This window comes from Paenibacillus sp. FSL H7-0716 (genome assembly GCF_038002705.1).
Lineage (GTDB): Bacteria > Bacillota > Bacilli > Paenibacillales > Paenibacillaceae > Paenibacillus_AQ > Paenibacillus_AQ odorifer.
Window position 1 is genome coordinate 266,606 of sequence record NZ_JBBODA010000008.1, and the last position, 14,817, is coordinate 281,422.

The window sequence follows — 14,817 nt, forward strand, 5'->3', positions numbered from 1 at the left end:
ATGATTGAATTAAAGAATGTTTACAAATCGTTCACTCGGAAAGGGATCACTATTGATGCTCTTAAAGGAATCGATTTAAAGGTCGAAAAAGGCGATATATTCGGGGTTATCGGCTATAGCGGTGCTGGGAAAAGTACATTAATTCGTTTAGTCAATTATTTGGAAAGACCGACCAAAGGACAAGTTATGGTCGATGGACGTGATTTGGGAACATACAACGATAAAGAGTTGCGTACCGCTAAGAAAAATATCGGAATGATATTTCAACATTTTAATCTACTAGAATCTAAAAAAGTATTTGATAATGTGGCGATCCCTCTAGTTCTCCTAAAAAAGAATAAAAATGAAATCCGCCAGCGGGTAATGGAGCTGCTAGAGTTTGTTGGATTAAGTGACAAAGCGGGGAGTTACCCGAGTGAGTTATCAGGTGGTCAGAAGCAACGTGTCGGGATTGCCAGAGCGCTTGCCTCGAATCCGTCTATCCTTTTATGTGACGAAGCGACCTCTGCCTTAGATCCACAGACCACACATTCTATCTTACAGCTATTAAAAAAAATCAATGCTGAATACAACATTACCGTGATGATCATTACACATGAAATGTCCGTGATTCAAGAGATTTGTAACAAGGTAGCGGTCATGGAAGAAGGCCGGATTATTGAGCAAGGAAGTGTTCTAGATGTATTCGGAAGTCCAAAACATCTGACCACGCAAAATTTCGTGAAGACGGTTATTCAAAATAGCATGACCTCTAGCGTGCGGAAATCTATCAAAACAGAACCCGGAAGTCAGCTGTACAAGCTTAATTTTGTGGGAGCAAGTGCCTCTGAGCCTATCTTATTTGAAATGATTCGCTCCTGCGATATAAAGGTCAATATTTTATTTGCGAATACGACGGAGATTCAAGAAACAACACTGGGAACAGTGATCATTCAATTCGATGGTGAGGCAGCAGAGATTAACAATGCATTATCTTTCTTAACAAGAAATGGAGTCGGTATAGAGGAGGTAGAATCTAATGTTTTCGACCACAGTAACAGGTGATCAATTTCTGCAGGCGATTATAGAAACCATTCAAATGGTAGGGTTCTCCTTGTTTGTTGGCTCCCTGATTGGGATCCCATTTGGGATATTGCTTGTCATCACTCGTCCGGGTGGGGTTTTGGAGAACAAAGCGCTTTACGCCGTACTAAATCCGATTATCAACATCATTCGCTCATTGCCTTTTATTATTTTACTGGTTGCGATTGTGCCTTTCACACGATTGATTGTTCATACTTCAATTGGGACAAGCGCAGCGATCGTACCCTTGATTATCTATATCGCACCTTATATAGGGCGGTTGGTAGAGAACTCACTGCTTGAAGTGAATCCGGGAATTCTTGAAGCCGCTGAGGCGATGGGAGCCACTCCTTTTCAAGTCATTTGGTACTTTTTATTGCCAGAGGCGGTTGGATCCTTAATCCTGTCTCTTACAACAGCGACGATTGGTCTGATAGGTGCAACTGCAATGGCTGGAACGGTAGGGGGAGGCGGCGTGGGAGACTTGGCGATCGTATATGGATACCAACGCTTTGACACTGTTGTCGTAGTAGCCACCGTTATTATCCTCATTATTTTAGTGCAAGGGATTCAATCTTTAGGCAACACGCTAGCAAGAAAAATTCGCCGTTACTAGTTACTACATATTCTGGGAGGGACTCGACAGATGAGTGAATGGAGTAAGCAAGATCGTTTTAACGCATTATTATCTGGAGAACGGGCGGATCGTCCAATCGGAAGTGGTTGGCGCCATTTTATCGACAAAGAACAAACTGCAGATGATTTAGCAGAAACTACGATTTCTTTTACGAAAAAATATGATTGGGATTGGGTCAAGATTAATCCAAGAGCGACTTATCTGGCGGAAGCTTGGGGGAATCAATACGATTTTACGGATTATCAGACCGTATTTCCGAGACAGCAAACGACGGCAATTCCAACAGCGGCTAGTCTGTGGGACATCGATGTCAAAAAGGCAGTCCAGTCAGCCCCTTTGGCAGAGCATTTAGATGCGGTTAGAAAAATTCGTCAAGGGTTACCAGACACCCCGTTAATCCAAACGGTATTTTCACCATTAACAGTGTTGCTATTTATTGTAGGGCGTTCTGCTTACGTTACTAAAACGGTGTTTGGTATCGAGCACCCGGTAACTTTGGAATCCTTGTTTAAAGAACATCGAGCGGCAGCACATCATGCGCTACATGCGATTTCCTTAACCTTAGCCGATTATGTACAAGAGTTACAGCAAGCGGGCTCTGACGGTTTGTTCTACGCAGTGACGGGCACAGCTCACCCAGGATTATTTGATGAAGCTATGTTTGACGAACTGTCCAGACCTTATGATTCTATTGTTTTAGAAGCAGCAAGCTATGGAAAAAACATTCTTCATACTTGTGGAGCTTACGCTCAGCCTGAGAAGTTCAACGATTATCGGATTGACGGGATCAGTTGGGATACGATAGCCGATGGGAATCCAGGGTTAGAGGCAAATCTCAAAGCTACTAAAGTGGGTGGAGTCGATCATGGGTTGTTTGCGGTAAACGATATTGCCCAAATCAAGCAGCAGGCTGAAGATGCATTAAAGTTAATGAAAGACCAGCCGTTTATTCTATCTCCAAATTGCGCAATCCCACTCAATGTGACGGATGAGGCGTTGGCACAATTTAAAAAATCTATATTGGAATAGGGGAAGTAAGTATGAAAAAGTTAATGTTAGTGATGATGATAGGTGTTCTTGCAGTGTTGACGGCTTGTAGCAATAAAGAGGCGGGGGATTCTGGAGATAAGAAAAAGCTTACCGTTGGATTTGGTGTTGGAACCTATGAGGAACAATTCCGCCAATCGATCCTACCGATTCTAGAGAAACAAGGGTATTCCGTTGACATTAAAACCTTCTCGCAAAACATGCAGGTCAATCCAGCAATGAAGGAAGGCTCCATTGACGCAAGCATATTCCAAAGTACAGCTTATATGGAGGCTATTAACGAAGAAATCAATGCAGATATGGTCGGAATTGCTTATGTTCCAGGTGCTCCACAAGGTCTTTATTCTGTAAATCATACCACGCTAGACGATGTTAAAGACGGTACAACCGTAGCTGTTCCGAACGATCCGGTAAACCAAGAGCGTGCACTACGTATTCTGGAAGAATTGGGCTGGGTCAAAATTAAAGAAGGGGCGGGCGTAGCGGATTTTAATATTAATAGTATGGAACCGGATAAATATAATATTGATATTAAAATATTGGACCCCGCTCAAATCCTTGTCTCCCTTCAAGATGTTGATTATGGCGTTGTAAATGGTAATTATATTGCCAATTCGGACAGAAAGATTACGGATGCTTTGAAAATAGAAAACACACCTATGGAACACAGAATTATCGTATCGGTTAATAAAAAGGATGAAAATTCTCAGTGGGCTAAAGATTTGAAAGCTGCTTATGAATCCAAAGAGTTTGAAGAATATATTCTTGGATTAGAAAAATATGATGGTTTCATTCTACCTGAAGCTTGGGACAACAATTAATTAAGGAAGTGAACGGAGTGACCAAAGAAAAGATTCATTTTATTGGTGGCGGACAGATGGCGGAAGCGATCATCCGCGCATGTATAGCGAATAACACCTTGTCTGTAAATCAAATTAGTGTATCGGATATTAATGAAGCGCGTCTGCAGTTTTTGAATACCAAATACGGTGTAGATACGGAGAGTCCGCAAGAGCATAACCTGTCTACAGCAGATGTGATTGTAGTGGCAGTTCGCCCACAGGATGATTTAACTACACTTGGTCAAGATGTACAACAATTCGCTACAGCTTCTGCCGCAATCGTATCGATTGTAGCAGGTGTGACGAATGATCAATTAGCTGGGTATTTTGGAGCTGAACGGTCCATTATCCGGGTTATCCCCAATACTTTAACCGATACAGGATATGGCTATAGTGGTGTAGCGTTAAATGCATATGCTACTCGTGATCAAGTGGAGTATTTCTTACTCGGCTTTGGAAAAGTACAATATCTGGATGAGGCGTTAATGGATGTTTTCACTGGATTTGGTGTGGCGGGTCCTAACTATATCTATTATTTCATTGAATCTCTCGTGGATGCAGGTGTACTCGCCGGACTGCCGCGTGAGCAAGCCTGGAAGGTTGCACTGGAGAATCTGATGGGCTCGGTAGCAATGCTGCAACAGACAGGGCTGCATCCACGACAGCTGCTGGATATTAATAATTCACCTGGCGGTGTCGGCATGCATGGCTTGTACGAATTAAACAACAGTGATTTCGCAGCGGGCCTGCAAAGAAGTGTTCTGGCAGCCGTAAAACGTACTACTGAGCTGGGAGTGAAGTAATCATGGCAACGATGAAATGGGATCATTTAGTTCACTATGTCAATGATTTGGCCAAACCGGTTGAGATCTTTGGAGCTCATGGATTGCTTGCTTTTAAAGGAGGATCTCATAAAGATTGGGGAACCTATAATGCCTTAAGTTACTTTGGGCTAACCTATCTCGAGTTTCTGGGCATTGAGAATCTTGAGCTGGCAAAGGCAACTGAACATAATCTAGTGGTGAAAGATGCAGTTGAACTTTTACCAGAACATGAAGTTCTAAGTAGAGTAGTTATCCGGACGGATGATATTGAAGAAGTAGCGGCTTCCCTGAAAGCAGCAGGCTTATCATTATCTCCAATTATCGATGGTAAGCGTCTAGATAACGAGGGCAGATTAATAGAGTGGCGGATGATGACCATTGCTGGTGACTTTGGGGGACTGGTCTATCCGTTCATCATTCAATGGAGCGGAACGGATACAGAGCGAGTGGAAAGATTAACATCATCTGGAGTCATTAAGCCTCATCCTGCGGGAGAAGTCGAAATCGTCCGTGCTGTATTTCATGTCTCCGATCCTGAAGCTGCAGCCAACCATTGGGGAACCATATTCGGACTGCCTGTTACGAAGCCAGAGGATGATACCTTCAGCCTTAAGATTGGCGATAGATCATTTGTTTTCGTGCAAGGAGACGAAAACCAATTCAAGCAGGTGGTTTTTGAAACGGATTCGTTAGAGCTGAAAGGGAAGACGATTCGGATTGGTGATGGGGAGTATGTTTTCGTTTAAGGGACTAGTAACGTTATAACTTTAGAAATAAAGACTTACTTGAAGGGATCGATACCTCGAGTAAGTCTTTTTGCTGTTCACCGAAGGAACTAATGATGCTTGAATTTTTTTGTTTTAATTAATTTGTAAGATTTATTGAATTCCATTATATGGTACGATGTCCATGATATAAAAGGAGGTGATGATAATCGGTGCAGAACAAAAATACGTGGCCCATTTCCTCGCCGGATAAGCTTAATGTGGATCTAGCACAGATAGAGAACCTTGATTATGCCTCTAAATTTATATTACTATAGACATTTTTATCTTGCCTGGCACTATGGATTTTGATAAACATAATGGATAAATATAAATATTACATATGGAGGTAATTACGGATGAAAACTCACTATTACTTAGATTGGTTTTATGATAAGGGTTTTTCTGAGAAGCTAGTCAATGTGTTGCATGAGGATATAACAGACAGAAAATCGCTCGTTATGATTAGCGCTGAATCGTCTGATTTTAGTGATGAACAAGTTAATATTGATAGTGTTTTTGAAAGGACATGGTTTAATCAGGCTAACATTTATTTTGATGAATATCATTTCATTGATGACCGCACGCAGAAGGAAGATGCCCAGCGGTTAATTCAAAACGCCTCTGTCGTTTTTTTATGTGGTGGAACCGCTCGCGACCAAAAGTACCTTTTGACGGAATATGAATTATCGGATTTGATTAAAAAAAGCAATGCTGTTGTAATGGGAACAAGTGCTGGTGGGATGAACATGTCTGATGAATATGTGGATGAATGCACTGTTTGTGAAGGTATGGCTCTTAATCACTTTTCTTTTGAAGCTCATTTTGATCATGATAACACCGCGATGATTGAGGAGCGTTTCCCTTTATCGAATAAAATGGATATTTATGTGGCGGCAGACAAAGATGGTACTGTACGTGTGAAGGGCAGCAAAATCGACATTATAGGCAATGTATATTTAATTTCCCACTCAAAGATTCAGAAATTGGCTGAGACGCTCTAATAATGGTTGAGTGGTTGTGACACTGACGGTTAACTGAATGGCATTTGTTTTGAGTCCCTATTTGACAGCACTTTACGAGCTAATCGAGTTGATTACTATTTTGAATTAATATCATTCCAGATCCACGTAAAGTTATCGGATTCCGCGATGGTAAGGATATGAAGTTTTAAGTGAAGAAGCGTTTGATACACTGAGAGGAGAAATCAAGTCTCTTTTCTTATATACGGGGTCTAGAAAGGAGTGAATAAGCAATGGAGTGGAAAGGCTATGCAAATGCCAATAAAATAAGAGAGTCTCAGTTCACTGAGGAACTATCGGAGTCACAATTATCGGCTTTAGAATATGTTACGAATTACGCGCGAACTAGAAAAAGTGAAGCAGTTCAGACCATCCATGAAATTCTTCAAATGTCTAATGTGGATCGGGAAGAGTTTGAAGATGCTATGGTCAAAATAATGTCACATGCGAAGATTGCTCTTCATTTCCATCCAGATCGACTAGATCCGGTAAAGAAAAGTGTTGCAGAGGCGCTATTGGAGCAAGGCGTGTACAAGAGCCAATTTGAGACCTTGTTATCCAGTGGTAGTGTATCAGCCTATTCTGGCGGTCCACGTGATTTGTGGGAGGAAAGACTATTTGGAGGGGCATACCAACAAGAGGGTGCTTCGAATAGCGAACGCCCTAAATATGGCGCTCTTGATTTGATGCGTCATTCGGATGGGCCAGCTCCGCGCTTTGGCTCCTGCTATTTCCTCCTATCCCCTGAGGTTTCTTATCGCAGTACATACACCTATATGGATTCGCATCAAAACCCTGTACAGAAAGGGACATATGCAGAATTTGATGATATGATGGCGGCATTACTAGAGGAGATTTTCTTAAGAGATTCCGCTCTAGGGGAAAAAGATCTTCAATCACAAAAATTAGTCGACCATCTTCGGGTCAACCTCACAATGCCGTTTTCAGACCCTTCAAAGTGTGAAGCTAAACGTAATCTTAACCACTATATTGAAGCGCAAGTTCATGGAAACATCCGTCTAAAGGAAGATGTGGAAATTTTAGTTGCCGATCCTTCATTCAAGGGTACTCCAACAGGGCGAGTCCTGGAGCAAATATGTTTACAGTATGCCATCCAACTCTATTGGCACATGGGATTCGCGATGTGGGTAGACGAAGTGCCTTCAGATTTTAGAGGTCCTACGATGCCCTCCTTGGCTAAGCGTATTGCTCATCACGGTTATATCGATACGAGCATGATTGGATCTGCTGCTATGCACTTAAAGCATGATCCTTCAGCATGGCGGGACCGAGGAACCGAAAAAGATGTACTTCAAGAATTAAAACTCTTATGGCATGTTTTGGTACGGTACGGAAAGCCGCTCCGAAACTTTAAGTTGTAAGAAGAGTTGGTACGCTTGAAGTGAGGGGGATTTAGGTAAAAGAAACAAAAAAACCGAATTTCCCTCCGTATGGGATATTCGACCTGTCATTGATGAGATGTTCGTGTGAATCAATTATTATTAGAGCTTCTGCTGAAAAAACGGCAGAAGCCTTTTTATCGGTAACTAACTTTATACAACATCCTTAAATGTTCTATAATAAGACTATCTTATAGAAATATGGTTTTTATGGAGGTTAGTTCCTTGTTGGATGCTAGAACCGTACTTAGGTATTTTATTGAATATGAGAAAAAGACAGCGTTAATGGAAAATTCGCTTTCTAAGGTGGAAGGTGAACTCTTTAGTGATGATCATTTGAGTAATACCAGTACTTTAAAAGAACATTCTTTCGATAAGAAAGTTTTCACTATATTCAAAAAGCTTACGGATTACAAGGATATAAAAGATCAGCTTAAGAAAGGAAAGTACAACGACGATGAGCTTAGATCAAGTATTAAACTTGTTGTCTCAGGAGAAATGGAGGTAGCCGATTTTTTATCCTGGATATCCTTCGTATATACGGATAATAGAGCAAATACTGAAGAATTTATAAAAAGTTTACTAGTAGATACCACAACAATTTGCTATCCACTTTTAAAGAAAAAAACGAAACAAGAGACAACGATAAAGCCCTTGATTACTTTTATGTGCAGATTTGAGGATCAAAACCTTAAGGTAGATAGTTTTTTTATCAATCGGGAAAGCTTAGAGATCATTATCGCTAAGCTCACAAATTGTGCAACATCTGAGATTGCTGAGCTTGAAAAAAATAATTTACAGGAATTGCTAAGTGCAAATGACTATGCACAACAAACGAATATGTTTGAAATCATAAATATTCTGAATAGAGAGTTATCGTCAAGATACGGGAAAACCCTTGAACACTTTAAATCTTATGAAGGCTGGCAGAAACTCAATCAGGCGTTTATTACATTCGAAACATTGGAGGAGATGACAAGACCGATTTTTCAAAAGGAGATTCAACGTATTATTGAATTAGTTTCAGAGAAAGTAAAGTTTCCGGAGTTGTTGTCGACTTATTTAATAGGGGGACAGTCCACTGTAGAGTATAACAACTCAGAAGATGGCAAGTTATTTCATTATGGAAGTTATACTGGTTCTTATCCGATCAATGAGAAGCAATGGCATACGCTTGATGCAGCTCAAAACTACACTCTTCTATCGGTAAACGGTCCCCCAGGTACAGGGAAAAGTACACTGCTCAAAGAAATTTTTGCCGATAATATGGTGAAAAAAGCAAGGGGCCTGATTGAGGTATGGGAGCAGCCATGGGAGCGGTTTAAGGAAAGAAGTAGCGAACTATATCGTTATCCGATCACTGGTAGTGGACGAACTTACTCGATGGTTCTAACTAGCACCAACAATAAAGCCGTGGATAATATTGGGTTAGAGCTGCTTAAAGAAGTGGCATACTTTTCTCGATTTGTAACAAACGAAGAAGAAAATGAGCAAATTAACGGCTTCTTTTGCGCAAGATTAGGAAATGCCACTAATAAAGAGTCATTCATGAAGAAATTTGTTCCAATGTTTCTTAAAGGGCTGGAAACTGAGTACAACCAATATCCCCTGCCTGAAGTGAGAACTCAATTTAATGATACATATAACAAACTTGAAAATATCTATGGTGATATAGAGCGATTCATTGAAGTAAGAGAGGAGACAGTTCGTTTCTATACTGACAATAAAATAACATCTATAAGCACCGCTGAAGATAGATCGAGATTTATAAGCGAAAGGGAGGAGTCCGAAAAAAGGGTTGTTGAACTCGAAATTTTAATGAATGCTTTGAAGGATAGACATACAGACTCCGAACAGAAAATCAGAAATTTGGAAAAGAAAGTGGAAGAAACCAAGTTGCGATTGCGAGTCATACCCGAAGAGATCAAGGAAGGCTACAGCATTTTAGAGAAATATCTAAGGTGGAAGAAGAGTAGTTGGTTTGGTTGGCTTATTCCAAAAAGAAAAAAATTTTTTAAGGTATATCCCTCTGAAACTTATATTGAAAATCGTTTGATCAAGAATAAAGAAGCCGAGGAACAAGAATTACTAGATAAGCGATTACCATCCTGCATAAACGATCTTAATGTTCAGAAATCGATTGTATTAGAGATTCAGGAACAACTTGCTGATCAAAAAAAAGAACAACTGGCTTTGAACCGGAAATTGCAATTTCTTTATAAGGTGATTGAATTGTTGGAATTACAGATGTTAAAGGAACAGGAACTCTGTGATAAGTGGGAGTTTGAAGAAATCTCATTAAACAGCAGATTTGACTTTTCGTGCAATCCTATTATTCTAAAAAACCGTCACGAGCTGTATTTACTCTCCTTGAGAGTGACAGAACAGTACATTTTACAACATGCAGAAGAAATAATACATAACTTGAATTTGATATGTGAAGGCAGCTGGTTCAATCCTTTTTTCAATGAAGGAAACAAAAGAGACATTCAATATGCAAAAGGGATTCAGAGTCTCTGGGACACAATGTTTCTTTGTTTTCCAGTCGCCACTTCTACCTTACATTCCCTCGGGGAGAGAACCTTTCATTTGTTGCCGCAACTAATTGACACCTTACTTGTTGATGAAGCAGGGCAGATTATGCCGCATTATTTGAGCAGTCCTTTGTTTCGATCCAGAAGAGCTATAATAGTGGGGGACATTGAGCAATTGGAGCCTATAAGGCTCTTAAAAAGCAATGTGATTGAGCAATTTCAGCCTATACCGGAGACATATCATGATACGCTCTGTGTGCAGCGCAATAGTGCACAAAGTTACGTTGATCTTAATTCTAATATATACGAATACGATTACCAAGGAAAAAGAAAAGGAATGATCTTAACCGAGCATCGCCGATGCGAGGAAAGTATAATGTTATTTTCGAATCAATATGTTTATGGAAACATACTTTCTATCATTAATAAAGACAACCATGACAAATTGTTTAAACGAAATTTGGTAGCAATAGACGTGCGAGGTTTAAAGGATCGCAGAGCCCACTTTAACCTTTCAGAGGTGCAGGTGTGTAAGAATTTAGTAGATGCTTATGTGAAGGAGTACGGCGAAGATGCTAAAGAACAAATCGGAATTATAACTCCATTCAGTAAACAAAAGGAAAAGTTGCAAGCAGCTATTGCTGGAGTAGATATCGGTACTGTACATACCTTTCAAGGGCAGGAAAAGAAGTATATAATTTTCAGCTCAGTCATCGATAGTAATATTTCTAAAAAACAAGGACTTACTGCATTTATTGGTGGTCGGTCTAATATGCTAAATGTAGCTTTATCCCGTGCCAAAGAACAGTTTGTGTTGGTTGGGAACCTTGATATTATTTCCAATCTCGAACATAATTATTTGCATCATGTTCTTAGGATTATTATGGAAAAGGGCGTAGGCATTAGCCCCTATGACGAACAATTTCATACTGTAAGTCCAGATATGAAAGCTATTTCTTTTGCGTTGTTTACTACTCCAACTGATAAGATGGAGAATGAAAATGATGTATTTTCAGCATATATTCGTGAGCATATACCGCAACATCTAATTATAACACCAGAAGAGCACTATCAGGTATTAATAGAAGCAATGCGTTATGCCACGAAGTCAATAGTAATCTTCTCCCCTTGGATCATGCCGTACGTGGTTAATGAAGAGTTTATTGACATTGTTGAGGCGGCGATAGCTAAAAGCGTGGAGATCCGAATTGGTTTTGGATATAGAGGGGGGAAAGGGATCGATATCCATGATATTAATAGTATTGTTATGAAGGATTATGCATTTGGAAGAAAATCAGATATTGAACTATCAATTTCAAAGCTGAAAGAGGTAATGGGGGAAGCACTTCAATATATTCCTCCTATTCATTCTAAAATTTTGTTAGTTGATGATAAGTATTTGTTTATAGGTTCTCATAACTGGTTATCCAAGATTGGGAAAGTTAGCAAACGTGATGAAGTAAGTTGTTTGATCGTTGAAGATAGTATGATTCAGTATTTAAAAGAAAGATATATTCATATTAAATTGAAATAAGAATGTATTCTGAATTTCACTGAAGTATTTGAAAAAAGCGGACCGGGAATTCATTCAAAATAACTTGAAATAAAAACAAGCCGGAGTATAAGTGGTCATGCGCTCCGGCTTATTTTATTGTGTTAAGTTTCCGGCCTGTCTTGTGTGGAATGGAAGAGGTATGTCCATTTTGGACTTCGGCTTGGGCGTTTTTGCGGATGATTTCGGCAACATGCTTATGAAAATGAAACTGTCTTAACACTTTGCCGGATGGCTGATTAATTTCTTAAACTACATACTCATATTTCTTCATGGGACTCCTTCAAAATTTTACAGTTCTCATTTTCGATAATGTGTCATCAAAAAATGCTCAACATTCTACTTGGAAGGCGGCAAAATCCTCCTAATAAATATTGGTGGGAGTTTTTTTGCATGTGGAAATTTTCTCGATTTGATAGATTTACAAAATATGGAATATATGCTATCTTATCTATGAAAGCGCATCCAAGAGATGGTATATTGAACTTTTATTTACCATATTTAACATAGGGAGGAAAGGTGGAAATGAAAAATTTGCTCAAGAAGGCAATCACAATGATGCTGGCATTTACTCTGCTGCTTGGATTGATGACAGCGCCGCCCGTTCATGCAGACAACGCACTTTTCACAATTGAAAGCGAAAACGCTCAGCTCACCTCCGATCTTCAAGTGACGACCCAAATTTACGGACAGCCCAAACCCGGATACTCTGGAAGTGGATTTGTCTGGATGCAGAATTCCGGTACAATTTCCTTCACAGTGACTGTCCCAGAAACCGGCATGTATACGATCTCCACACGTTATATGCAGGAGCTCAGTGCTGACGGCAGGCTTCAATCTTTAGCCGTTAACGGCGTTACGAAGGGGTCGTATATGCTGCCCTATACGACCACATGGTCGAATTTCGATTTTGGCTATCACAAGCTGAATCAAGGCAGCAACACTATTCAACTGAAGGCTGGCTGGGGTTTCGCTTATTTTGATACCTTCACTGTGGATTATGCCGATCTTGATCCCCTGGATGTGCAACCTGTCCTTAGCGATACTCGATCGACTCCGGAAACTCAGCTTCTGATGAATTATTTAACGGAGGTTTACGGCAATCATATGATCTCCGGCCAGCAGGAGATTTACGGAGGCGGAAATGACGGCAATTCCGAGCTGGAGTTTGATTGGATTCACAATTTAACGGGAAAGTATCCAGCGATCCGCGGATTTGATCTGATGAACTACAATCCGCTTTACGGCTGGGAGGATGGTACGACCGCCCGTATGATCGATTGGGTGAATAACCGGGGCGGGATTGCGACAAACAGCTGGCATATCACTGTGCCCCGAGATTTCACCGCCTATCAGCTCGGGGAATTTGTGGATTGGAAGAAAGCCACCTACAAGCCGACAGAAACCAATTTTAATACAGCTAATGCGGTAGTTCCAGGTACGAAAGAATACCAATATGTACAACTGGCCATTGGGGATTTGGCGGAGCAACTGCAGATTCTGCAAAATAACAATGTGCCGGTTATCTTCAGACCCTTCCATGAGGCGGAGGGCAACGGCGGATTGAATGGAGAAGGTGCATGGTTCTGGTGGGCTTCGGCAGGCTCGGAGGTATACAAGCAGTTGTGGGATCTGCTCTATACTGAACTTACAGAAACGTACGGTCTGCATAATTTGATCTGGACCTACAACAGCTATGTCTACAGCACTTCTCCCGCATGGTATCCCGGCGATGATCAGGTGGATATTGTAGGCTATGATAAATACAACACGATCTATAACCGCTATGACGGTTTGTCTGGTGTTCCCAATGAGGACGCGATTACCTCGATTTTCTATCAGCTTGTTGATTTAACGGGCGGTAAGAAAATGGTAGCCATGACGGAGAACGACACCGTTCCAAGCGTTCAGAATCTGACAGAGGAAAAATCGGGCTGGCTCTATTTCTTACCGTGGTATGGTGAGCATCTCATGAGTTCCGCCTTTAATTATCCGGCCACCTTAACAACGCTGTACCAAAGCAATTATGTAATCACGCTCGATGAGCTGCCTGATTTGAAGGTTAACAATCCAATTCCAAGTGCGTCTATCACACCTGCAAACATCGAATTTGATAAAAATGCCTCCAATCAGAGTGACAAAGCCATCACCGTGAATTCAAACGGCAATACGCTAACCGCTCTCCGGGCAGGCGCAAATACATTAATAGAGACTCAGGATTATACCTTGAGTGGAAATACGCTGCTGCTCAAAAAAGCATTTCTGGCGACACTGCCGGTTGGTGAGCATTCGATCATCTTTGATTTTAATAAAGGACAAGATCCCGTATTAAAAGTGAAAATTATCGATTCCACGCCAAGCGCATCCATTGCACCCGTGAGTGCTGCATTTGATAAAGCGGCGAATCTAGCCCAGGATATTTCCGTAGCCCTTACCTTAAATGGACACCAGCTTGCAAGTATCACAAATGGAAATTCCACACTTTTAGCGAGTCAGGATTATACGGCATCAAGCGCTGCTGTTGTTCTGAAAAAATCCTATCTTTCCACGCTGCCGCTGGGACAGAATACGATAACCTTTCATTTTAATGGGGGAAATAATGCTGTTCTTACAGTGAACGTAACGGATAGCAGTGTTCCAGTACCCACTGGAGATTTGACGGTCCAAGCTTTTAATGGCAACACAAGTGCCTCCACCAACGGGATTTCACCCAAAATCAAAGTAGTCAATACCGGTGATTCAGCGATTCAACTAAGTGATGTGAAGGTCCGGTATTACTATACGATTGATGGCGAGAAAGATCAGAGTTTCTGGATCGACTGGGCCAGCATCGGAAATGCGAATGTAACCGGCAATTTCGTTAAGCTGGCGACTCCTGTTGCCAGTGCAGATTATGTTTTGGAAATTGGTTTCACGAGTTCGGCTGGAACACTTAATCCAGGTCAGAGCGCAGAAATTCAAACCCGTTTCTCCAAAACCGACTGGTCCAATTACAACCAGGCTAATGATTATTCGTTCAAGGCATCCAGCAGTCAGTTCATCAACAATGAACAGGTCACCGGGTATATGAATGGTCAGCTTGTGTGGGGGATTGAGCCGTAAGCTTTTAATGAAAAAAGGTATCTTTGTGTAA

General features: G+C 40.9%; 10 protein-coding genes. All 10 read left to right on the plus strand.

Annotated features, from left to right (window positions below):
• The 10 genes from MHH60_RS13740 to MHH60_RS13785 all read left to right on the plus strand — a co-directional run bounded on the left by MHH60_RS13740 (position 1) and on the right by MHH60_RS13785 (position 14,786).
• Positions 1–1,044, plus strand: coding sequence for a methionine ABC transporter ATP-binding protein (locus tag MHH60_RS13740; protein WP_076134451.1), 1,044 nt, complete (start codon positions 1–3; stop codon positions 1,042–1,044).
• A complete protein-coding gene (locus tag MHH60_RS13745) occupies positions 1,019–1,678 on the plus strand; it encodes a methionine ABC transporter permease (RefSeq protein WP_036688669.1) in 660 nt (219 codons plus the stop codon). The genes MHH60_RS13740 and MHH60_RS13745 overlap by 26 nt, the downstream gene beginning before the upstream one ends.
• Positions 1,679–1,708: 30 nt before the next feature.
• A complete protein-coding gene (locus MHH60_RS13750) occupies positions 1,709–2,728 on the plus strand; it encodes a uroporphyrinogen decarboxylase family protein (RefSeq protein ID WP_076134452.1) in 1,020 nt (339 codons plus the stop codon).
• An 11-nt stretch (positions 2,729–2,739) separates the two neighbouring features.
• Positions 2,740–3,567, plus strand: a complete 828-nt coding sequence (locus MHH60_RS13755; protein ID WP_076134453.1) for a MetQ/NlpA family ABC transporter substrate-binding protein — start codon at positions 2,740–2,742, stop codon at positions 3,565–3,567.
• Positions 3,552–4,391, plus strand: coding sequence for a pyrroline-5-carboxylate reductase (gene proC, locus MHH60_RS13760; protein ID WP_256719406.1), 840 nt, complete (start codon positions 3,552–3,554; stop codon positions 4,389–4,391). The genes MHH60_RS13755 and proC overlap by 16 nt, the downstream gene beginning before the upstream one ends.
• A 2-nt stretch (positions 4,392–4,393) precedes the next feature.
• The gene (locus tag MHH60_RS13765; RefSeq protein ID WP_076134454.1) at positions 4,394–5,158 is read left to right on the plus strand and encodes a VOC family protein; all 765 of its coding nucleotides are present in this window, start codon (positions 4,394–4,396) and stop codon (positions 5,156–5,158) included.
• Between the two features lie 377 nt (positions 5,159–5,535).
• Positions 5,536–6,180 carry a Type 1 glutamine amidotransferase-like domain-containing protein gene (locus tag MHH60_RS13770; RefSeq protein WP_076134455.1) on the plus strand — a complete coding sequence of 215 codons (645 nt, stop codon included), beginning with the start codon at positions 5,536–5,538 and terminating at the stop codon, positions 6,178–6,180.
• 251 nt (positions 6,181–6,431) lie between these two features.
• Entirely contained in the window at positions 6,432–7,580 is a 1,149-nt protein-coding gene (locus tag MHH60_RS13775) for a DUF3626 domain-containing protein (protein WP_076134456.1), read from the plus strand.
• Positions 7,581–7,823: 243 nt separating this feature from the next.
• Entirely contained in the window at positions 7,824–11,666 is a 3,843-nt protein-coding gene (locus MHH60_RS13780) for an AAA domain-containing protein (RefSeq protein ID WP_076134457.1), read from the plus strand.
• Between the two features lie 543 nt (positions 11,667–12,209).
• On the plus strand, positions 12,210–14,786 hold the full coding sequence (locus MHH60_RS13785) for a glycosyl hydrolase (protein WP_076134458.1): 2,577 nt from the start codon (positions 12,210–12,212) through the stop codon (positions 14,784–14,786).
• The last annotated feature ends 31 nt before the right edge of the window (positions 14,787–14,817 follow it).